Annotated in this window: 22 protein-coding genes and 1 pseudogene; 12 read left to right on the forward strand and 11 right to left on the reverse strand. The window is 69.9% G+C overall.

All coding sequences use genetic code 11. The features are described 5' to 3' along the window. On the forward strand, window positions 1-456 hold a 456-nt coding region (locus tag BM339_RS05820; protein WP_143118289.1), incomplete at its 5' end, for a branched-chain amino acid ABC transporter permease. A gap of 43 nt (window positions 457-499) precedes the next feature. Here the strand turns inward: BM339_RS05820 and BM339_RS05825 are convergent. Both BM339_RS05825 and BM339_RS05830 read right to left on the reverse strand, forming a co-directional pair. Next, window positions 500-2,383, reverse strand: a complete 1,884-nt coding sequence (locus BM339_RS05825) for a helix-turn-helix domain-containing protein (RefSeq protein WP_021594426.1) — start codon at window positions 2,381-2,383, stop codon at window positions 500-502. 11 nt (window positions 2,384-2,394) lie between these two features. Further along, window positions 2,395-3,183 carry a 3-hydroxybutyrate dehydrogenase gene (locus BM339_RS05830; protein ID WP_075020172.1) on the reverse strand — a complete coding sequence of 263 codons (789 nt, stop codon included), beginning with the start codon at window positions 3,181-3,183 and terminating at the stop codon, window positions 2,395-2,397. Window positions 3,184-3,344: 161 nt separating this feature from the next. Between BM339_RS05830 and BM339_RS05835 the strand changes: the two genes are divergently transcribed. Genes BM339_RS05835 through BM339_RS05850 form a run of 4 tightly spaced genes read left to right on the forward strand, consistent with a single transcriptional unit; the run spans window position 3,345 to window position 7,478 of the window. After that, entirely contained in the window at window positions 3,345-4,295 is a 951-nt protein-coding gene (locus BM339_RS05835; protein ID WP_075020173.1) for an alpha/beta fold hydrolase, read from the forward strand. A 48-nt stretch (window positions 4,296-4,343) separates the two neighbouring features. Next, window positions 4,344-6,152 carry a WD40 repeat domain-containing serine/threonine protein kinase gene (locus BM339_RS05840; protein WP_143118290.1) on the forward strand — a complete coding sequence of 603 codons (1,809 nt, stop codon included), beginning with the start codon at window positions 4,344-4,346 and terminating at the stop codon, window positions 6,150-6,152. 39 nt (window positions 6,153-6,191) lie between these two features. Beyond that, complete coding sequence (locus BM339_RS05845; protein ID WP_024936067.1) at window positions 6,192-6,899, forward strand: helix-turn-helix transcriptional regulator; 708 nt, start codon at window positions 6,192-6,194, stop codon at window positions 6,897-6,899. A gap of 39 nt (window positions 6,900-6,938) precedes the next feature. Next, a complete protein-coding gene (locus BM339_RS05850) occupies window positions 6,939-7,478 on the forward strand; it encodes a DUF1963 domain-containing protein (protein ID WP_075020175.1) in 540 nt (179 codons plus the stop codon). Window positions 7,479-7,493: 15 nt separating this feature from the next. Here the strand turns inward: BM339_RS05850 and BM339_RS05855 are convergent, their stop codons facing one another. After that, on the reverse strand, window positions 7,494-8,312 hold the full coding sequence (locus tag BM339_RS05855; protein WP_075020176.1) for an MBL fold metallo-hydrolase: 819 nt from the start codon (window positions 8,310-8,312) through the stop codon (window positions 7,494-7,496). A 114-nt stretch (window positions 8,313-8,426) separates the two neighbouring features. Between BM339_RS05855 and BM339_RS05860 the strand changes: the two genes are divergently transcribed. The 3 genes from BM339_RS05860 to BM339_RS05870 all read left to right on the forward strand — a co-directional run bounded on the left by BM339_RS05860 (window position 8,427) and on the right by BM339_RS05870 (window position 11,609). After that, a complete protein-coding gene (locus BM339_RS05860; RefSeq protein WP_021594418.1) occupies window positions 8,427-9,032 on the forward strand; it encodes a helix-turn-helix domain-containing protein in 606 nt (201 codons plus the stop codon). Window positions 9,033-9,183: 151 nt separating this feature from the next. After that, on the forward strand, window positions 9,184-10,500 hold the full coding sequence (locus BM339_RS05865) for an aspartyl protease family protein (protein ID WP_083597330.1): 1,317 nt from the start codon (window positions 9,184-9,186) through the stop codon (window positions 10,498-10,500). Between the two features lie 29 nt (window positions 10,501-10,529). After that, entirely contained in the window at window positions 10,530-11,609 is a 1,080-nt protein-coding gene (locus tag BM339_RS05870) for an endonuclease/exonuclease/phosphatase family protein (RefSeq protein ID WP_083597332.1), read from the forward strand. Window positions 11,610-11,782: 173 nt separating this feature from the next. Here the strand turns inward: BM339_RS05870 and BM339_RS52420 are convergent. The 7 genes and pseudogenes from BM339_RS52420 to BM339_RS05895 form a co-directional block, all read right to left on the reverse strand. Beyond that, window positions 11,783-11,962: pseudogene (locus BM339_RS52420) on the reverse strand (ASCH domain-containing protein); the annotation flags it as partial. Continuing rightward, the gene (locus BM339_RS05880) at window positions 11,935-12,141 is read right to left on the reverse strand and encodes a hypothetical protein (RefSeq protein ID WP_075020178.1); all 207 of its coding nucleotides are present in this window, start codon (window positions 12,139-12,141) and stop codon (window positions 11,935-11,937) included. The gene BM339_RS05880 and the pseudogene BM339_RS52420, both read right to left, overlap by 28 nt. An 82-nt stretch (window positions 12,142-12,223) precedes the next feature. Continuing rightward, entirely contained in the window at window positions 12,224-12,721 is a 498-nt protein-coding gene (locus BM339_RS48430; RefSeq protein ID WP_143118291.1) for a hypothetical protein, read from the reverse strand. Window positions 12,722-12,864: 143 nt separating this feature from the next. After that, on the reverse strand, window positions 12,865-13,320 hold the full coding sequence (locus BM339_RS49620; RefSeq protein ID WP_177287632.1) for a hypothetical protein: 456 nt from the start codon (window positions 13,318-13,320) through the stop codon (window positions 12,865-12,867). Window positions 13,321-13,391: 71 nt separating this feature from the next. After that, window positions 13,392-13,577 (reverse strand): DUF397 domain-containing protein, encoded by a 186-nt coding sequence (locus tag BM339_RS05885; RefSeq protein ID WP_075020179.1) that lies wholly within the window; start codon window positions 13,575-13,577, stop codon window positions 13,392-13,394. After that, on the reverse strand, window positions 13,574-13,771 hold the full coding sequence (locus BM339_RS05890) for a DUF397 domain-containing protein (protein ID WP_075020180.1): 198 nt from the start codon (window positions 13,769-13,771) through the stop codon (window positions 13,574-13,576). The genes BM339_RS05885 and BM339_RS05890 overlap by 4 nt, the downstream gene beginning before the upstream one ends. Then, window positions 13,768-14,622 carry a helix-turn-helix domain-containing protein gene (locus BM339_RS05895; protein ID WP_075020181.1) on the reverse strand — a complete coding sequence of 285 codons (855 nt, stop codon included), beginning with the start codon at window positions 14,620-14,622 and terminating at the stop codon, window positions 13,768-13,770. Before BM339_RS05895 ends, BM339_RS05890 begins: the two co-directional genes overlap by 4 nt. A 175-nt stretch (window positions 14,623-14,797) precedes the next feature. On the opposite strand from BM339_RS05895, the gene BM339_RS05900 reads away from it, so the two are divergent. Both BM339_RS05900 and BM339_RS05905 read left to right on the forward strand, forming a co-directional pair. Continuing rightward, the gene (locus BM339_RS05900; RefSeq protein ID WP_143118292.1) at window positions 14,798-15,307 is read left to right on the forward strand and encodes an ATP-binding protein; all 510 of its coding nucleotides are present in this window, start codon (window positions 14,798-14,800) and stop codon (window positions 15,305-15,307) included. Further along, window positions 15,304-15,678 carry a VOC family protein gene (locus BM339_RS05905; RefSeq protein WP_021594409.1) on the forward strand — a complete coding sequence of 125 codons (375 nt, stop codon included), beginning with the start codon at window positions 15,304-15,306 and terminating at the stop codon, window positions 15,676-15,678. The genes BM339_RS05900 and BM339_RS05905 overlap by 4 nt, the downstream gene beginning before the upstream one ends. 85 nt (window positions 15,679-15,763) lie before the next feature. Here the strand turns inward: BM339_RS05905 and aceE are convergent, their stop codons facing one another. After that, window positions 15,764-18,553, reverse strand: coding sequence for a pyruvate dehydrogenase (acetyl-transferring), homodimeric type (aceE, locus tag BM339_RS05910; protein WP_021594408.1), 2,790 nt, complete (start codon window positions 18,551-18,553; stop codon window positions 15,764-15,766). Between the two features lie 218 nt (window positions 18,554-18,771). On the opposite strand from aceE, the gene BM339_RS05915 reads away from it, so the two are divergent. Both BM339_RS05915 and BM339_RS05920 read left to right on the forward strand, forming a co-directional pair. Further along, window positions 18,772-18,969, forward strand: coding sequence for a DUF1918 domain-containing protein (locus BM339_RS05915; protein ID WP_021594407.1), 198 nt, complete (start codon window positions 18,772-18,774; stop codon window positions 18,967-18,969). 70 nt (window positions 18,970-19,039) lie between these two features. Continuing rightward, window positions 19,040-19,447 carry a YjbQ family protein gene (locus BM339_RS05920; protein ID WP_075020183.1) on the forward strand — a complete coding sequence of 136 codons (408 nt, stop codon included), beginning with the start codon at window positions 19,040-19,042 and terminating at the stop codon, window positions 19,445-19,447. Window positions 19,448-19,633: the final 186 nt, after the last annotated feature.

Genomic DNA, 19,633 nt, shown 5'->3' on the forward strand with positions numbered 1-19,633 from the left:
TTCGGGCGCGTTCTGGTGTCCATCCGCGACAACCCCGCCCGCGCCCGCGCCCTGGGCTATCCGGTGGACCGGTACCGGCTGCTGGCCTTCGTGCTGTCGGCCGGGCTGTCGGGCCTGGCCGGGGGCGTGTTCGCGGTCGGGCACGGCTTCGCCTCCCTGGAAGGGGTGTACTGGACCACCTCCGGGCAGGCGGTGATGATGGTCATCCTGGGCGGCATCGGCACCCTGTGGGGCGGCGCCATCGGCGCGGCCCTGGTCGTCCAACTCCAGGACTTTTTGGCCACCGCCGGATTCCAGGAAACCGGAATCGTCACCGGATCCATCTTCATCGTCATCGTCCTGCTGTTCCGCCGCGGCATCTGGGGCACCGCCCGCCACCTCCTGACCACCCGCCACCCACCCACACCCGACCAACCCGCACCCGAAACCAAAGAACCCGTCGACACCCCAGCCTGACCCGCGAACGCGGCGTGCCGTCCACGAGGCGGCACGCCGCGTTTCAGCGGGAGAGGCGGTGCAGCCGCAGGGCGAGCTGGAGTTCCAGAGCGCGCTCGGGGGTCTGCCAGTCGTCGCCGAGAAGCCGGGCGATGCGCTCCAGGCGCTGGCTGACGGTGTTGACGTGGATGTGCAGGCGCTCCGCCGTCCGCGACAGGCTGCCGCCGGTGCCGAAGTACGCCTCCAGGGTCTGCACCAGGGAGGTGCCCCGGCGCTCGTCGTACTCCAGGACGGCCCCGAGCGCGCCGTGCAGGAACCCCGCCACGTCCCGGTCGTCCCCGACGAGCAGGCCGACGAACCCGAGCTCGGACGCGCCGGCGCCATCACCGCGGCGGCCGAGCGCCAGCAGGGCGTCGGCGCAGCGCTGCGCCTCCCGGTGCGCGGACGCGACGCCGCCCGGCTCGGTCACCGGGCCGGCCGCGCCGACCGTGGCGGGCCCGCCGAGGGAGGCGCCCAGCTCCTTGGCGATCCGGCGCGCGGTGTCGCCCGGACGGTCGCCCGGCAGCAGCAGGACGATCTCCTCCGGCCGGGAGGCGGCCAGCCCGTGCTCCACGGCGGCGAAGGACGACGCCCAGAACGCGGCGCGCTGCCGGTGCTCGCGGTGCTCGTACTTGGCGCACAGCACGACGTGCGGCGCGTTCAGGTCGACGCCGACGCGCCGGGCCCGCGCGGTCAGGGCGTCGGTGCCCGTCCGGCGTCCGGAGAGCAGGTCGTCCAGCAGTTCGCCGCGCACCCGTCCCTCCGCCTCGGTGACGCTGCGCTGGAACAGCAGCAGCAGCGCCGTGACGAGCGCCGCGCGCTCCAGGATCCGCTGGTCGGCGTCGTCCACCTCGTCGGAGGTGCGCAGCACCAGCGTGCCGAGCATCTCGTCGCCGGTGGACACCGACGCGATCCACAGGTCGCCGCGCCTGACCGTCCGGCCCTGGGCGCGCGCGGAGTGCGCGGAGGCCGACACGCCGACCAGTTCCTCGTCGCTGAGCGGCGCCGACACGGTGCCCGTGGTCGCCAGGTGGCGGCCGTCGGCGTCCAGGACGTGCAGCGTGCCGCCCAGCAGCTCGGTCACGATGGCGCCGACGTCCTCCACGCCACCGCCGCGGACGACGACGGCGGTCATCCGGTCGTGCGCGCGCGCCGCCCGCTCCACCGCCGCGCTGCGCGCCTTGACCTCCTCGTTGGCGGCGCTCAGCTCGTCCAGGGCGGTCCGGGTCTCCTCCAGGAGGCGGGCGTTGTCGATGGCGATCGCGGCGTGCGCGGCCAGCGAGCCGAGCAGGGCGACCTCTTCCTGGTCGAACGGGCGCTCGCTGCGGTTCGCGGCCGTCAGGACGCCGATGACCCGGCTCCCAAGCTTCATCGGAACGCCCAGGATGGCGACGAGGCCCTCCTCGGCGACCGCGTCGTCGATGAAGCCGCGGTGCTGGAACTGCTCGTCCCCGAGGTAGTGGGCGCTGTTGTAGGGCATCGCGGTCTGCGCGACCAGCCCGACGAGGCCGGTGCCCATCGGCAGCCGCAGCCGCCGGAACGCCGCCGACACCGACCCGTCCGTCACCCGCATGAAGGTGTCGCCGCGCTCGTCGTCGTTCAGCGTCAGGTAGGCGATGTCGGCGTTCAGCAGCCGCCGGGCGCGCCGGGTGATCGCCTCCAGCACCGCGTCGAGGTCGCGCAGCCCGGCGAGGTCGCCCGCGGTGTCGAACAGCGCCGCCAGCTCCGCCTCCCGGCGCGCGTGCCGCCGCATGATCGTGCGGACCCGCAGCGCCGCCAGCTTGGCCGCCTCCAGCTCCTCCAGGACGGCCGGCGGCGCGCCCTCCGCCCGCGCCTGGACGAGGGGACCCTCGAACTCGACGGGGGAGGCCTCCCGGGCCAGGAGTTCGAGGAAGACGCCGCAGGTCATACGGCCCATTCTCAGTGCGCCGTCCAGCCGCCGTCGAGGGTGAGCGAGGCGCCGGTCACCATCGACGCGGCGGGCGAGCAGAGATATGCGACGAGTTCGGCGACCTCGTCCGGTTCGATCAGCCTCTTCAGGGCGGCGTGGTCGAGCATGACGCGCTCGACGACCTCGTCCTCGGGCATGCCGTGGGCGCGCGCCTGGTCGGCGATCTGCTTCTCCACCAGCGGTGTCCGGACGTAGGCGGGGTTGACGCAGTTGGACGTCACACCGTGCGCGGCCCCCTCAAGGGCGACCACCTTGGACAGGCCCTCAAGGCCGTGCTTCGCGGTCACGTAGGCCGACTTGAAGGGCGACGCCCGCAGCCCGTGGACGGACGAGATGTTGACGACGCGTCCCCAGCCCCGCTCGTACATGCCGGGCAGCGCGTCGCGGACGAGCCGGAACGGCGCCTCCACCATCAGCCGCAGGATCCGCGCGAACGTCTCGGGCGGGAACTCGTGGACGGGCGCCACATGCTGGATCCCGGCGTTGTTGACCAGGATGTCGACCCCGGACGCGAGCCCGTCCAGGGCACCCGTGTCGGCCAGGTCGGCCCGCATCGCGGCACCGCCGATCTCGGCCGCCGCCCGGTCCGCCGCGTCCCCGTCTATGTCGGCCACGACCACCTCGGCGCCGGCCGCCGCCAGCCGCCGGGCGCAGGCGCGGCCGATGCCGCTCGCGCCGCCGGTGACCAGGGCGCGCCGGCCCGACAGATCCAGCGTCCCCGAAGTCCCCGCGGCCGCCCGCGGCGTCACGCTCGTCATGGGCAGAACCTACGGAGTGCGCCCGTTTCCTCCCATGTGGCCCGCGCACACAATCCGGTCCGGGACGGTATGGACGGGCGGCATTCGCGGCGAACTCCCATCTCGCGTGCCGCCCGGAAACCCGGGGGGCTTACCGTTAGGGCCGCACGGGAGGGGTGCCGATGACCGAGATCACGCATCGCCGCGTCCAGTCCCAGAGCGGGCTGCGCATGCACGTCGCCGAGGCGGGCGAGGGGCCGCTCGTGCTGCTCCTGCACGGCTTCCCCGAATGCTGGTACTCCTGGCGGCACCAGCTCACCGCGCTCGCCGAGGCCGGCTACCACGCCGTCGCGCCCGACCAGCGCGGCTACGCCCGCACCGGCGGCCCCGCCGAGGCCGACCAGTACACGATCCTGCACCTGGCCGGGGACGCGGTCGGGCTCATCGACGCCCTCGGCGAGGACCGGGCGGTCGTGGTGGGCCACGACTGGGGCGCCCCCGTCGCGTGGGCCGTCGCGCAGATGCGTCCGGACAAGGTCCGCGGGGTGGTCGGGATGTCGGTCCCGCACCGGCCGCGCGGCAGCGGACCGCCGGTCGCGTCGATGCGCCGCATGTTCGGCGACGGCTTCTACATGGTGCGCTTCCAGGAACCGGACGCCCCGGAGGCCGAACTCGACCGCGACCGGGCGGCCACCTTCCGCCGGATGCTGTACGGGATGTCCGGTGACGGCCCAGGCCCGATGCTGGTCGCCCCGGAGAACGGCGGGTTCCTCGACGTCCTCCCCGACCCGGAGAAGCTGCCGGGCTGGCTCACCCAGGACGACATCGCCGCCTACGTCCAGGAGTACGCCGAGAGCGGCTTCACCGGCCCGGTCAACTGGTATCGCAACCTCGACCGCAACTGGGAGCTCACCGCCGCCTGGCACCGCGCCCCGATCGGCCCGCCCGCCCTCTACATCGGCGGCGACCGGGACGGCGTCGCGCTCGGCGCCCGCCACGTGATCGACTCCCTGTCCGACTTCGTGCCGAACCTCCGCGGCACCGTATGGCTGTCCGGATGCGGCCACTGGACGCAGCAGGAGCGTCCCGCCGAGGTCAACGACGCGCTGCTCGCCTTCCTTCGCGATCTTTAGGCGCTCGGGCGGCGTCACATCCCGCGAGGAGAGTGCGGGAGTCGCTGGATGGACGGGAGAGTCGCCCAGATGGAGGCGCTGCAGGACGGTGACCCCGGCCGGATCGGCCCGTACCGGTTGGAGGGTCGGCTCGGCGCCGGGGGCATGGGGGAGGTGTTCCTGGGGGTCTCGTCCGGTGGTCGTCGGGTCGCGGTGAAGGTCATCCGTGCCGAGCATCTGGACCGTCCGGAGTTCCGGGTGCGGTTCGCGCGGGAGGTCGAGGCGGCCCGCAAGGTGGGCGGTTTCTACACGGCGCAGGTGGTGGACGCCGATCCGGAGGCCGACGAGCCGTGGATGGCGACCGCCTACATCCCCGGCCCGTCCCTGCGCGAGGCCGCGCCACTGGACGTCCCCGATGTTCGCGCGCTCGGCGCGGCGCTGGCCGAGGGGTTGGAGGCGATCCACGCGAGCGGGCTGGTGCACCGCGATCTCAAGCCGGGCAACGTGATCATGTCGGAGGACGGGCCGCGCATCATCGACTTCGGCATCGCCCGCGCCGCCGACGCCACCGCGCTGACGTCCACCGGCGCGGTCGTCGGCACGTACGCGTTCATGTCGCCCGAGCAGGTCCGCGCGGACACGGCGGGCCCGGCGTCGGACGTGTTCTCCCTCGGCTGCGTCCTGGCGTTCGCCGCCACCGGACGCGGGCCGTTCGACGCGGCCAACGTGCCGGGGATCGTCCACCGGATCGTCAGCGCCCCGCCCGACCTGACCGGGGTGCCCGCCGAGCTGCGGCCCGCGATCGAGGCGTGCCTGGCCAAGGACCCGGATGAGCGGCCCTCGCCCGCCGAGGCCGCCCGGCTGCTGGCGGCCCCGCCCGCACGGCCGCGACGCCGTGCCGTCCTGATCGGCGGTGCGGCGGGCGCCGCCGCTGTACTGGGCGTCCCTTCGCTGGTGTGGTGGTGGCCCGGCGATGCCTCGGGAGAGGGCACCACACCGCTGAAGAAGCCCCAGCCGTTGGTCCTCGCCGGCGGACCGGCGACGACGCTCCAGCTCGCGTTCACCCCCGACTCCGCGACGCTGGTCTGCTCGGGCGCGGGGCAGATCTGGCGGTGGCCCGTCGCGACCGGCCGCGGAGCCGCGCACGAGCTGGGCGAGGAGGGCACCGACCAGCTCACGGCGCTCAGCGGGGACGGTCGGCTGCTGGCGACCCTGCGCGGGAAGGGCCCGGTCCAACTGTGGGACACGGCCACCGGTACCCGGCTCCGGACGATCAGGCCCGAGGTCAGGTCGTACATCAAGACGCTCAGCCCGGACGGCCGGACCCTCGCCACCGTCGGAATCGGCATCGAGCTCTGGGACACCGCGACCGGCCGGCGCACCGGCGCGTTCGCTCCGAGGAATGGTGCGCCCCTGCACCTGATCTTCGACGCGGCCGGTGAGCGGCTCGGCGTTGTCGGCGCCCGCGGCGACATCCAGATCCATGACCTGCGGACGCACCGGGCCAACGCCGTGCCCAGGCCCGCCAACGTGCTGTTCACGTTCGCGCCGGACGGGCGGACCGCCGCGTCCGACGTCCGGGACGAGCCGGGCTGGACGGTCCGGCTCCTGGACCTGCAATCCAGGAAGATGCGGGAGCTGAACGGACACGAGGGCCGCGTGCAAGGTCTGGCGTTCAGCCCCGACAGCCGGGTCCTGGCCAGCGCGGCTCTGGACCGGACGATCCGGCTGTGGGACATGCGCACCGGCGAGAGCTTCGCGACCCTGGACTGGGTGAGGTCGGACGGGGTGACCCTGGCGTTCAGCCCGGACGGCCGCCTGCTCGCCGCCGGCGCGGGCAGCGGCAACGGAACGGTGCGCCTCTGGCGCTTCCCTTAGCGTCCCGAAAATGTCGGAGCCGTCGCGTACGGTCGCCGCGTGAACCGGACGGACCGCTTGTACGCCTTGGTGGAGGAACTGCGCGCCTGTGCGCCTCGCCGGCTCGCCGCGCGCGAACTGGCGGCGCGGTACGAGGTGAGCGTCCGCACGATCGAGCGCGACATCAGCGCGCTCCAGCAGGCCGGGGTGCCGATCTTCGCGGACGTCGGCCGCGCCGGGGGCTACACCCTCGACAAGAGCCGGACGCTGCCGCCGCTGAACTTCACCCCCGCCGAGGCCGTCGCCGTCGCGATCACCCTGTCCCGGGCGAACGGCTCGCCGTACTCGCGCTCCGCCCGCACCGCACTCCACAAGATCGTCGCCGCCATGTCCGCGGACGACGGAGCCTCGGCCCGCGAGCTGGCCGCCCGCATCCGCTTCCTGGACCCGGCCGGGAACGATGACGCGGCGTCCGTGCCCGCCGTGCTGGAGGAGGCCGTCCTGACCCGCCGGGTGGTCCGCCTGACCTATGTCGACCGCTGGGGCGCCGAGACCGAGCGCGACGTCGAACCCGTCACGTTCACCGCGTCCGACAAGGGCTGGTACCTGACCGCCTGGTGCCGGATGCGCGGCGGCTGCCGCGTCTTCCGCACCGACCGCGTCCGCCGCGCCGTCCTCCTGGAGGAGACCGCCCCCGACCGCGCCGCCGATGCCATGCCCGACGACCTCCCGTCCGACTACATCGTCCGACCCCTGGAATTCGTCTGAGGCCGCGCGCAGTCCGGAAGCAGCCCGCGGGGCCGGCGGGTGCGGGTGTTCGCGATCACCGGCCTGGACGGCGCCACCGGCGCCGCGGTGTACGTCCCCGCGGGCACGGCCGTCGAGGAACGCCGGGTGGAATACCACTACGACCCGGACGACCACTTGGCGAGTCTGGACTTCGACACCGAGCTGCAAGGCGACCTGCGCCTGAAGCCCAACGTGTCCCTGCCCAACCACGAGATCGCCGATGACGAGGTGACCGTCGACACCGCCGAGCATCCTCGCGCCGAGGAACTACGCGAGGTGTGGGAAGAGATCTGGGGCGAAGAGCGAAGGATCTACAAGTGGTCTCACCTGCAGATCGGCGGCTACGCCTCGGACGCCGAGGGATGGGGCGACCCCGTCGTCAACTGCGCACGAGAGACCGCCGACCCCGGGGATCTTCAGGACTGGGCGCTTCTCGCCGAATGGCGCCCCGCGATGGCCGGCTTGGAGATGGCCACCATGTACTGGGCGATCAGACGCCAAGACCTGGCGTCACGCCACTTCGACCGCGTGGCCACCACCATGTACGCCAACCCCTGACCGCGACGGGCTCGGTCAGCCGATCGGTGGTGCGAGGTATTCCAGCGCATAACCGTCGCCGGAGGGGGTCACGCGGGCGATGCCGGGTGAGTCGAGGTGGGCGCCGGCGACGAAGTGGTGCGGTCGGGTCAGTTGTTCGAGAAGGGCGGCTCGCGCGGCGCGGGCCTGGGTCTGGTCGCCGTCGAGCTCCCAGGACACCTTCGGCTGATCGAATTGGAGCGTGGGAACGTGCACGGTGTCGCCCCAGGCGAGAAGGCGGCCGGTGCCGCTCCTGAACTCGTAGACGGTGTGACCGGGTGTGTGGCCCGGTGTCGGGATCGCGGTGGTCCAGTCGTTGATCGCGACTTTCTCCGACACGGGCACGACCCGGTCGCGGATCGGCTTGAGCCTCCCCGTGATCACCGAGGCGTCGCCCGCGCCGATCCACACGCGCTCAAGGTCGGTGAACGCCTCTGAACCGTCCGGCGCGATTAGGCCGCTCACGTGGTCCACGTGCTTGTGGGTGATGGCCACATCGGTGACCCGCGCGCGGTCGATTCCCGCTTCGTCGAGCGCGTCGTAGATCAATCCCATGGTGGGGTCGTGCCAGGCGTTGGACGCGCCGGTGTCGATGAGAACCGACCGCGTGCCGTCGGTGACGAAGAAGGCGTTCACCGACAGCCGCAGGTTGTCGCCGACCAGCGGGACGGTGGCCGGTAGCTCATCGAGCGCGTGCCCGTCCTCGGCGCGAAGTCGTGTCGGCGCCATGTCGATGTACCCGTCCCGCAACGAGATCACCTGCAGGTCGCCGAATTCGAACGTGGCATGGTGCCGGCCACTTGAGGTCAGACGCATGGAACCTCCGTCGCGTTGGGCGCACATCGAATGTCTCTTATAGAAGACACGCTATCTACTTTAGAAGAAACCCTACACTGTGGGCGGCGCGGTACCCATCGATCGAGGAGCACGGTGGTCGAGCAGGACGGAAACGCGGCCGAACCGCAGCACGGTGACGACCTGGCCGGCGCGTTCGGCGGCAACGTGCGGAGACGCCGCGAGGAGGCGGGCCTGACACTGGAGCGGCTGTCCACACAGGCGTCGGTCAGCCGGGCGATGCTGTCCAAGGTCGAACGCGGTGAGAAGAGCCCGACGATCGGCGTCGCGTCCAGGATCGCCCACGCGCTCAGCACGTCGCTCTCGGACCTGATCGGTGCACCGGCCGCCGCGTCCGGTGCGGCCATTGTCATGCGCAAGAACGATCGCCCCGTTTTCCGTGACCCGGAAACCGGCTTCGAGCGGCACATCGTGTCAGCGGCCCCCGGCGCGGGAGGAGCCGAGATGGTCGTCCACTACCTCCCCGCGCAGGTCTCCACCGGGCTGCTGCCCGCGTATCCGCCGGGTACGGAGAAACAGCTCGTGGTGCTCGAAGGCACCCTCACCGTCGCGATCGGCGGGATCAGCGAGACCCTGGGCACAGGCGACTCCCTGTTCTTCCAGGCCGACGCGGACCACGGCTTCGCCAACCGAACGAACGCTCCCTGCGAATACATCATGGTCATCTCGCGCAGAACCTGATCGGCCGCGCGGTTCGCTGCCGTCAGGCGTATCGCGGGCGTATCGAAAAACGCATACGCCACCGCAACAGCGCCCCGTCTTCCATGGAGGCGCGGACCACGGCGGTCCGTGCCGGGGGCATGGCGCCCCGGCTTCGGAGAAGGAGGAGGCCGTGGCGGGTGACGGAGGCTGGGACCGGCGTTCGCTGTTGGAGGTGGCGGCCGTGGTGGTCGGCGCCGCCGCGACCGCGCCGCTGCTGGGCGAGGCGGGCACGGCGCACGCCGACGGCGGTGACGCGGACGCGTTGTTCAAGGCCGGGAAGTTCGAGTGGGCGGGCCGCGCGTACGAGGAGATCCTCAGAAAGGACCCGACGAACCTGCGCGCGGCGCGCCGGCGCGGCTATATCGGGCTGCTGTCCAACAAGTTCGCTGACGCGGAGAAATACCTCACGATGGCCCTCGAACTGGCGCCTGACGACAAGGAGACCAACGGGCTGCTGGGCGACTGCTACATCCGGCAGGACAAGCTCTCGCTGTCCGTGCCGCGCTGGCGAGCGGCAGGCGAGCAAGGGTACGCCGAATGGTTCGCGGCGGTCCGCGGCGAGCCCTATCGGATCCACGGCGACACAGGCCGTGTGCCATGGGTGCAGATGGACCCGGTGCCGCTGGTGGAGGCATCGGTCAACGGCGGACCGCCGAAGCGCTTCACGTTCTACACCGGCGCCCCGAATCTGCAGGTGACCGCGACGGTGGCCAAGGAAGCCGGGCTGAGCCCCGTGTACAAGGAGAAGACCGACTTCGAAGGCACCACCATCTGGGTGTACTACGGGGTGCTGGACTCCTTCGAACTGGGCGGTATCGAGCTGCGGAACGTCCCCGTGGGCTGGTCGTCGACGGAGTCGGGCGCAGATGTCGGAACGGACAGCGACGGCATGATCGGCACGTGGGTCTTCTACCACCTGCTGACCACCTTCGACTACGCGGGGCGGTCGCTGATCCTGCGCCGTCCGACCCCCGAAGCGGTGTACCGGGCCCGCGCGGACGCCGCACGTGCGGGCGCCGAGCGCCTGCCGCTGTGGCTGTCCCGCGACCACGACCTCAGCAGCATCGGCGGCATCGCCGGCTCCGGCCCGCAGGTGATGGGCGTGAACTTCGGCGGAGACAGCGGTGCGATGGCCGCGGGCATGCCCGGGGAGGTGGCCGAGCGGTTGGGTGTTCGCACCGACCGCGACCGTCCGGTCGAGACCTTCGCCCACAGCCACGCGACCACCACCTATCCCTGCTACCCGAAGGAGATCCGCCTCGGCGGCGCCGTCGCCAAGGACGTCTACTGCGAGACGGACACGAACATGCCGGTCAACGTGCCCTGGCCGTACGGGCCGGGGTTCGACTCGTTCGGCCACTTCGCCCACTGCTTCTTCAAGCCCTTCACCATCACGCTCGACTTCACCCGCATGAACCTCTACATCGCCCGCGGCGAGGTCGCATGATCACCGCAGGTAGGGAGCCAGGACGGTCGATGACACAGGTGGACGCGGCGGAGGCCGAACCCCACACCGCCGACCCGCAAGCCGCGGACACCGGGACGTGGCGCTCGCGCACCCGCCAGGCCATCCGCGCCCTCTCCCGGCCGGGTCCCTGGAAGCGCGGCCCGGTCCTCGCGACGCTGGCGGTGCTGCTGGGCCTGCTCATACTGCTGCACGCGCAGATCCCGAACCGCATCGGGAACGTCGGCAGCCTGGTCGAGACGTTCCTCCCATGGTTCGGCCTGTTCGTCCCGGTGCTGCTGGTCGGGGCCCTGTGGCGCCGCTCGGCCTCCGCGCTGGCCGCACTGCTGCTGCCGCTCGTCGCATGGCTGAGCCTCTTCGGTGGGCTTTTCGTCGGCACGTCACACTCCGGCGGCGACCTCACCGTGGCCAGCCACAACGTCGGCGCGGACAACCCCGACCCGGCCGGCACTGCCCACGCTCTGGCCGCGTCCGGTGCGGACGTGCTGGCCCTGGAGGAGCTGACCGACGAGGCCAAACCCATCTATGAGCGGGAGTTGGCGGAGGCGTACCCGCACCGTGTGGTTCAGGGCACGGTCGGGCTGTGGAGCAAGCTGCCGCTGTCCGACACCGGGCCGGTCGACATCCAGACCGACTACGGGCCGCTGGCAGCGACCAGACCGCCCGAGGTCACGAAGGAATACCTTCGGGCGCTGCGCATCACGGTCACGACTGACCACGGGCCGCTGGCGGTGTACGTGGCCCACCTGGGGTCGGCGCGAGTGAATCCCCGGGCGGGCTTCTGGACGGTCCACCGCGACAGGAACGCGCGGGCCCTTGGGGAGGCCATCGCCGCCGAGCACAACGAGCGCGTGGTGCTGCTCGGCGACCTGAACGGCACCATGGACGACCGCGCGTTCGCCGGCATCACCTCCCAGATGCGCTCAACCCAGGTAGCGGCCGGGGCCGGCTTCGGCTTCACCTGGCCGGCGAAGTTCCCGGTGGCACGCATCGACCAGATCATGGTCAAGGGCATGAGCCCGGTGAGCTCACGGGTGCTCCCAGCCACCGGCAGCGACCACCTACCAGTAGCAGCCGCGCTCACCTGGTGAACGTTGGTGGTCGTCAACCCGTTCGCCGCCAGGTACGGCTTCCAGACCGTGGTCCCCACCGACCTGGCGCTAGCCGGTGCGGGGCTGCTCGCACTGGTTCTAGTGCATGGGCGTAGCGGCGCTCGGCGCGATCGTCCGCACCAGCGAATCCAGCGGCGCATCCTTTCCTTGATCTTCTTGCGGCTGGAGTCGTTGACCCGGATCTCGGTGGTCTTGCGTCCGGTGGCGATCAGGTCGAAGTAGCGCTTGTAGATGCCCATTTCGTAGGCGCGGATCATGAAGCGGCCGAGTTCCTTGACGGTGAACAAGCGGAAACAAATCACCCTCAGCGTGCGGTGTGGTAGGCCGCCCATTCAAGCGCGGCCAACTCCATGGCCTTGGTCCACGACGATTGATCGTGCCCGGCGATCTCGGTCCACAGGTTCGCACTCGCCGCCGCGAAGGCGGCCAGAGCATCAGGTGGGGCGACCGACCATGCTGGGAGCCGACTCACGACCCCTTCGGCCTGTGCGGCGCTGTGTCCGTCGGCCATGAGCCGCAGACTACGTCATCCGCTCCCTGGAGTTCGTCTGAGGCCGCGGCCAAACGCCGGCCCCCCACCGGTCGGAGATGGTTTAAGCGTAAAAGTCGCGACCGCATTGATCGGTGGCCTTGATTACTACTTCAGGGGCACTCGGGCCGAGGCATGTTTGGATCAGATAGGACTCAGAAGGCGACCGTACAGCGAGATCATAGTTTTCGTCCCTGCCCCGGGCGTGAACCCTCAGCCGGTAACTTCCTGGACCTGCTGAAGAAACAACCGGCATGTGTGCCGGTGCTTCCACCTCGGGCCCGGTAAGCGACACGTTGGCCTCACGGGCATACAATGAAACCTCGACGATCTCATCCCAATCCCCGAAGTCAACGGATGGAAGTTCATCCCAGAGTTCAAGGGTGACCTCAACCGGGCCCATCGCCACCCCGGTGAGGATCATGGCCAGCCCGGACTGAACCGCCACCAGACCATTGAAGAATTCAATGGCGGATGACGGGTACTCTCCAGGTTCCGCCAACAGGAACGAGTGATTATCCGCGTAAATCTCACCCTTGACGGAAAAGTGTAGCATCGTCATATCCTACCTGAGGAAATGGTAATCGGGCAAGTGACTGCCCAAAAATTATCGAAGCCGGGATAAAGGTCAACGGAAATCGACGACATATGCCGGTTGACGAGACCGATCGGTCCCGTCAACCGGCACTTGCCATGCTCTTGAGGCTACGGCTCGACCTTCACATAGAACGGGTCGTCTTCAAGGACCCGTTCCGAGTTGTAGAAGTTTCGGATGTGGATACCGCCTTGTCGGTTATGGCTGGTGGTGATCATGCAACTGCTCCAGCCGGCCGCATTCGAGACCCCGGTTGGCAACTGCGTGATCGAGCACCAGTCATGGGTCCGTCCCGTCCCGGGAGGCTGGGTCGCTTCGCCGACCGCTTCGGCTGCAAGCGGGTGTTCCTGTCCGGCGTCGCGGTGTTCACCGCCGCCTACACAGGCATCTGCCTGGCAAAGCCCAAACCCGCGGAAGCCCTCACACCGAAGGAACCACCCGCCGCTACTACCGGGGTTGAGACCGAACGGACGAGTTCGCCGACCACCTGACCACCCAGGTTGGCGTTTGCCCTTCATCCTGGTGGACGGCGGCAGATCAGCCCAATGCATCCGTTCGACTGCCATCAAGCTCCTCGTCCTCCGCAGCAGCCAGGACCGCCCCCAGGGCCCGCTAGAGATCCCAGCTCGCGCCTCGCTTACCTCACCGATGTCAGGTAGTTGAGGAGGGGGGCGAAGTCTTGGCGGGTGACGGTGAGGTGTCCGCCGGTGGGGTTCTTGCTGTCGCGGATGCCGATGTGGTCGTTGAGGTCGGCGTTTTCGACGCATTCGTTTTCGACGCCGCCGCTGTGGCTGCTCTTGCGCCAGGTAGGCGCAGCGATCATGTCTGTCCTCCCAGGTGGCTGAGGAGGGCGGCGAAGCTCTCGCGGGTCAGGGCGAGGTGACCGGTCTCCGGTGCTTTGCTGTCGCGGATGGCGACTTGGTCGTTGAGGTCGGCCACCTCGACGCAATTTCCTTCATTGGCGCCGCTGTAGGAGCTCTTGCGCCACTGGGTGCGGTCCGGCGTCGGGGTGCTCATGATTGGGACGCTACCCGCTCAATGAGCTCCAGCGAAGCGGTTCTACTCACTGTCGCTGACAGTAGTAGCTCGAAGATCTCCTCATGGGTTGCAACCTCCACCTCGTCTTCCACAAAGATGCTGCCTGTCAGGTGGTCGCCCACCGACACAGTGAGCCGTCCGGGTGGACGTAGGGAGAGGAGAAGATATGGGGTGATGAGCCCGAGGTACTCGCTGGCCGTGCTGGGAAGGACGCGGAGTTCCACGTGGTCGAGGCGGGCGGCCTCTGCCAGCCGCCCAACCTGCTTTTGCAAGATTGTGGGATCGCGCCCGACCTGATTGTGGAGGACGGCCTCTGCGATGATCGCCACTAAACGGGGAGGGCTTGGCTGACCCAAGACCCGCTGGCGCGACATTCGGAAGTCGACCAGTGTCTTTATTTCGTGCTGTTGCTTGGCGTTGCCGATGGCGATGATCTTTCTTGCGTACTCGGGGGTCTGTAGTAGTCCCGGGACGATGCTGGGTTCGAAGCTGCGGATCTGGGCGGAGTCTTCTTCGAGGCTGGCCAGGTCTAAGGCGGCGGCGGAGATCCGGTACTCGTAAGCCCGAGCCCAGGTCCCCGGGGTGTGGGTGGCGAGGTGGAGGAGGGACTCGCGGAGGGGGCCGTTCTCGATGGCGTAGAAGTCGAGGAGGTCGTTGAGTTCGTCGGGGGAGATGACCTGGAGGCCGTTCTCGATCATGCTCATCCAGCCCTGCGAGCGGCCGAAGCGGCGGGCGACGGTGGCGACGGTCAGGTTGTGGTGGTCGCGGGCTTTGCGGAGCGCCGAGCCGATCCGGCGCTGGCGAACGGTGGGGGCGTTCCCGGAAGGCATTCCTTCAGGATGTCACTCTGTGTTGTTGGTTGTTCACGGAATCGGTGCGCATTGAACGTTCAGTCGGGAAACGTTCAGGGTGGGGGACACGAGCGGTTCGGGCGGCGAGTGTGGCGGGCGATTCCGAATCGAAGGGAGGCGCCGGAATGGGAGCGCCTGAGACGGGAACGGCCCGGTGCGGTGTGTCGTGGACGGCGCGGTGATGAGCGGCGGGGTGGTCGTGCTCGGCACGCTTACTCTTCCCGGCGTCCGGCGGTCGGTGGGGTTCGCGCGGCGGTTCCTGCGCGACCTGCTGCCTCCGGGGCATCCCGCGCTGGACGACCTGGTGACGGTCGGGAGCGAGACCGTCTGCAACGCCATCACCCATACGGCTTCGGGCAAAGGTGGACGGGTGACGGTCAGCCTGCTCGGCGGCGGCGACTTCTACCTGCTGGAGGTCGCCGATGACGGTGCGGGCGGCGGGCGGCCGCAGGTCAAGGGGGAGACCGGGGCCGAGGGCGGGCGTGGGCTCAAGATCGTGGAGGCCCTGGCGGAGGCATGGGGATTCCGGACGGACGGCGACCGCACCATCGTGTGGGCGCGTTTCGCCTCGCCGTGCGGAATCTGGCTGGGAAACACCGACAGGGGGTTGTCGGAGTGCTCCCGGAGGCTGGTGCCCGCAGCGTTCGAAGGAGGAGATCCATGAGTGTTCCCGCGTTCAACACCGTCGCGTGGTTCCAGGTCGGTACCGACGCGCCCGAGGCAGCCCGCCGCTTCTACGGCGACATGTTCGGCTGGCAGTTCACGCTCGACCCGGACGACGACGGCTACGACCTGATCCGCTACCCGGGGGCCGACATCCCCAGCGGCGGCATCGCGCACATGCCCGACGCGTCCGGCAACCACGCGATCTTCTATGTTCTCGTCCAGGACGTGGACGCCGCCTGCGCCGAGGCCGAGAAGCACGGCGGCAAGGTCGCCGCGCCCGCCACCACGACGGGCAACGGCCTGAGGTTCGCCCACCTGGCGGACCCGTCGGGCAACGAGTTCGCCGTCTTCACGCCCCCGGCGCGCTGATCTAAAACGCGAGAAGGGCCCCGGAAACCATTCCGGGGCCCTTCTCCGGTGATTGCGGCCTACACCTCCGCAATCACCCCTTAGATCAAGCGTCGCCGCCCGTGTTGCTCTCGGCGCTGCCTACACCGCCTGCGAAGACGTCGCTGACGCCGGCGTCGAGGCGGTAGCGCTTGATGGCCTGCGGCAGGGTCTCCGGCTTGACCTCGCCGTGCCGGGCGAGCCGGGTGAGCACCGCGAGGACGACGGACGCGGCGTCCACGTGGAAGAACCGGCGGGCGGCGGCGCGGGTGTCGGAGAAGCCGTACCCGTCGGTGCCGAGCGAGGAGAAGTCCCCGTGCACCCAGGGCGCGATCTGGTCGGGTACGGCGCGGGTGAAGTCCGATACCGCCACGATCGGCCCGGCGACGCTGTCGAGCGTCCGGGAGACGTAGGGGACGCGCTGCTCGGCGTCGGGGTTGAGCAGGTTCCACTCGTCGCAGTCGCGGGCCTCGCGGGCCAGCTCGTTCCACGACGTGGCCGACCAGACGTCCGCGGCGACGCCCCAGTCCTCGGCGAGGAGGCGCTGGGCTTCCAGGGCCCACCGGCCGCCGACGCCGGACGCGAGGATCTGGGCCCGCGGGGTCTCGCCGTTCCCGGAGGCGACCTCCGGGGCTTCCCGGTACCGGTACAGGCCCTTGAGGAGCCCGTCGACGTCGAGGTTCTCGGGCTCGGCGGGCTGCTGGTACGGCTCGTTGTAGACGGTGAGGTAGTAGAAGACGTCCTCGCCGTTCGGGTGCTCCTCGGACGTCCCGTACATGCGGCGCAGCGCGTCCTTGACGATGTGCGCCAGCTCGAACGCCCACGTCGGGTCGTAGTGGACGCACGCCGGGTTCGTCGCCGCGAGGAGCGGGGAGTGGCCGTCGGCGTGCTGCAGGCCCTCGCCGGTGAGGGTGGTGCGTCCGGCGGTGGCGCCGAGCAGGAAGCCGCGGCCCATCTGGTCGCCGAGCGCCCACATCTGGTCGCCGGTCCGCTGAAACCCGAACATCGAGTAGAAGATGTAGACCGGGATCATGTGCTCGCCGTGCGTGGCGTACGCGGTGCCCGCGGCGATGGTGGACGCCATCGAGCCGGCCTCGCTGATGCCCTCGTGCAGCATCTGGCCGCTCTCGGACTCCTTGTACGACAGCAGCAGCTTGCGGTCCACCGCGTCGTAGGTCTGCCCCTGCGGCGAGTAGATCTTGGACGTGGGGAAGAGCGAGTCCATGCCGAACGTGCGGTACTCGTCCGGGGCGATCGGCACGAACCGGGCGCCGATGTTCTCGTCCTTGATCAGGTCCTTGAGCAGCCGGACGAACGCCATGGTCGTCGCGACGTTCTGCTTGCCGGAGCCCTTCTTCATCTCGCTGTAGACGGGGTCGCCCGGCAGCTTGAGCGGTTTGGCCCGCACGACCCGCTTCGGCAGGAACCCGCCGAGGGCGGCGCGCCGCTCGCGCATGTACTGGATCTCGTCGGAGTCCTCGCCCGGGTGGTAGTAGGGAGGCAGCGGGGCCTCCAGCGCCGAGTCGGGGATGTCCAGGTAGAGCCGGTCCCGGAACTCCTTCAGCTCGGCCTTGGTGAGCTTCTTCATCTGGTGGGTGGCGTTGCGGGCCTCGAAGTCGGAGCCGAGCGTCCAGCCCTTGATGGTGTGCGCCAGGATGACCGTCGGCTGGCCGACGTGCTCGCGGGCCGACTTGAACGCCGCGTACACCTTGCGGTAGTCGTGCCCGCCGCGGGACAGCTTGCGCAGGTCGTCGTCCGACAGATGCTGGACGATCCTGCGCAGCCGCGGGTCGGCGCCGAAGAACTTCTCCCGGATGTACTCGCCGGATTCGACGCTGAACGTCTGGAACTGCCCGTCCGGGGTGGTGTTCATCTGGTTGACCAGCACGCCGTCGACGTCCTGCGCGAGCAGCGGGTCCCAGTCGCGGCCCCAGATGACCTTGATGACGTTCCAGCCGGCGCCGCGGAAGAACGACTCCAGCTCCTGGATGATCTTGCCGTTGCCGCGCACCGGGCCGTCGAGCTGCTGCAGGTTGCAGTTGACGACGAAGGTGAGGTTGTCTAGCTCCTCGCGGGCGGCGAGGCCGATCGCGCCGAGCGACTCCGGCTCGCCCATCTCGCCGTCGCCGAGGAACGCCCACACGTGCGACCGGGACGTGTCCTTGATCTTGCGGCTGTACATGTAGCGGTTGAACCGCGCCTGGTACACCGAGTCGATCGCGGTGAGGCCCATGGACACCGTGGGGAACTCCCAGAAGTCCGGCATGAGCCGCGGGTGCGGGTAGGACGACAGGCCGCCGCCCGGGTGCGAGTGCTCCTGCCGGAACCCGTCGAGCTTGTCCTCGGGCAGCCGGCCCTCCAGGAACGCGCGGGCGTAGATGCCGGGGGCGGCGTGGCCCTGGATGAAGACCTGGTCGCCGGACTCGCCGTGGTCCTTGCCGCGGAAGAAGTGGTTGAAGCCCACCTCGTACAGGGAGGCGGCGGAGGCGTAGGTGGCGATGTGGCCGCCGACGCCGAGCTCGGGCCGGTTGGCCCGGGACACCATGATCGCCGCGTTCCAGCGGATGTAGGCGCGGATGCGCCGCTCGACGTGCTCGTCGCCGGGGAACCAGGGTTCGGACTCCGGCGGGATGGTGTTGATGAAGTCGGTGCTGCGCAGGCCGGGCACGCCGACCTGCTGCTCGCGCGCCCGCTCCAGGAGCCGCAGCATCACGTAGCGCGCCCTGCCGCGGCCTTCTGTCTTGATGACCGTGTCCAGCGACTCCAGCCATTCCCGGGTTTCGTCCGGGTTGATGTCGGGCAGCTGGCTCGGCAGGCCGTCGCTGATGATCGAAAAGCGTTGACGTCCGGAAGCCACGGGGTCCCCTCTGTCCTTACCGTCCTTGCTGGTGAGACCTGCGCGCCACCGAGCGGGAGGCGGCCGGTCCCCGGCAGACTGTTGTCGCCTCGGTTCGTGATCCATCGTCGCCGTTTATGACGGCTAACGCATCTCTACCAACCGGTAACCATTCTCCCCGGTCAACCGGGGTACCCACCCTGTGGAGAGCCGTTTTTCCGGCGACATGGGGAGTAGTGATGAACGGACGGATCGGAGACCGGCTGCACGTGCACGGCAACGTCGTCGGGCAGCCGGACCGTACGGGCGAGATCATCGAGGTGCGCGGAGAGGCCGGCGGCCCGCCGTACCTGGTCCGCTTCGACGACGGCCACGAGACCCTGGTCTACCCGGGTCCGGACGCCGTCATCGAGCCCCGTAAGCAGGTTTCGCGCTGAGCAGACGGGCGGCCGGAGATCGCGCCGCCGCGGACGCGTTCCGCGGCGCCGATCGGGTACACCGGGGATCATGGAGAGCACCGTGGTCCGGGTGGCCACCGGTACGAGCGAGGCCGTGCACGACATCACGGCCGAATGCGAGCGGTTCGCCGCGTCGGCGGGCGGCGACGGGTTGCTGCACGTCTTCGTCCCGCACGCCACCGCCGGCGTGGCGATCATCGAGCTGGGGTCGGGCAGCGACGACGACCTGCTGGCGGCCCTGGGTGACCTGCTGCCCTCGGACGACCGGTGGCGCCACGCGCACGGGTCGCGCGGGCACGGGCGGTCGCACGTGATGCCCGCGATCGTCCCGCCGTTCGCGACGCTGCCGGTCGTCGGCGGGCGCCTCGCGCTCGGCACCTGGCAGTCGGTGGCCCTGGTCGACCTCAACGTGGACAATGCGGAGCGCCAGGTTCGGTTGTCCTTCATTAAAGGATGAGCGGGGGCCGAACCGGAGCGGCGGGATACGCGGGGCGGCGCATCACCCTCCGTGGACGTGCGGTGACGGCGATCTCCGTATTCGGGTCGATGAGGCCACCAAATGCCGGGAAGACACTTGCGCAACGGGGCCTCACTTGTGTGGACTGTCCCGCAAACACCGCGCAGGTGCGGACGGGCCACCCGT

Origin of the sequence: Actinomadura madurae (assembly GCF_900115095.1) — a bacterium.
Taxonomy (GTDB): domain Bacteria; phylum Actinomycetota; class Actinomycetes; order Streptosporangiales; family Streptosporangiaceae; genus Spirillospora; species Spirillospora madurae.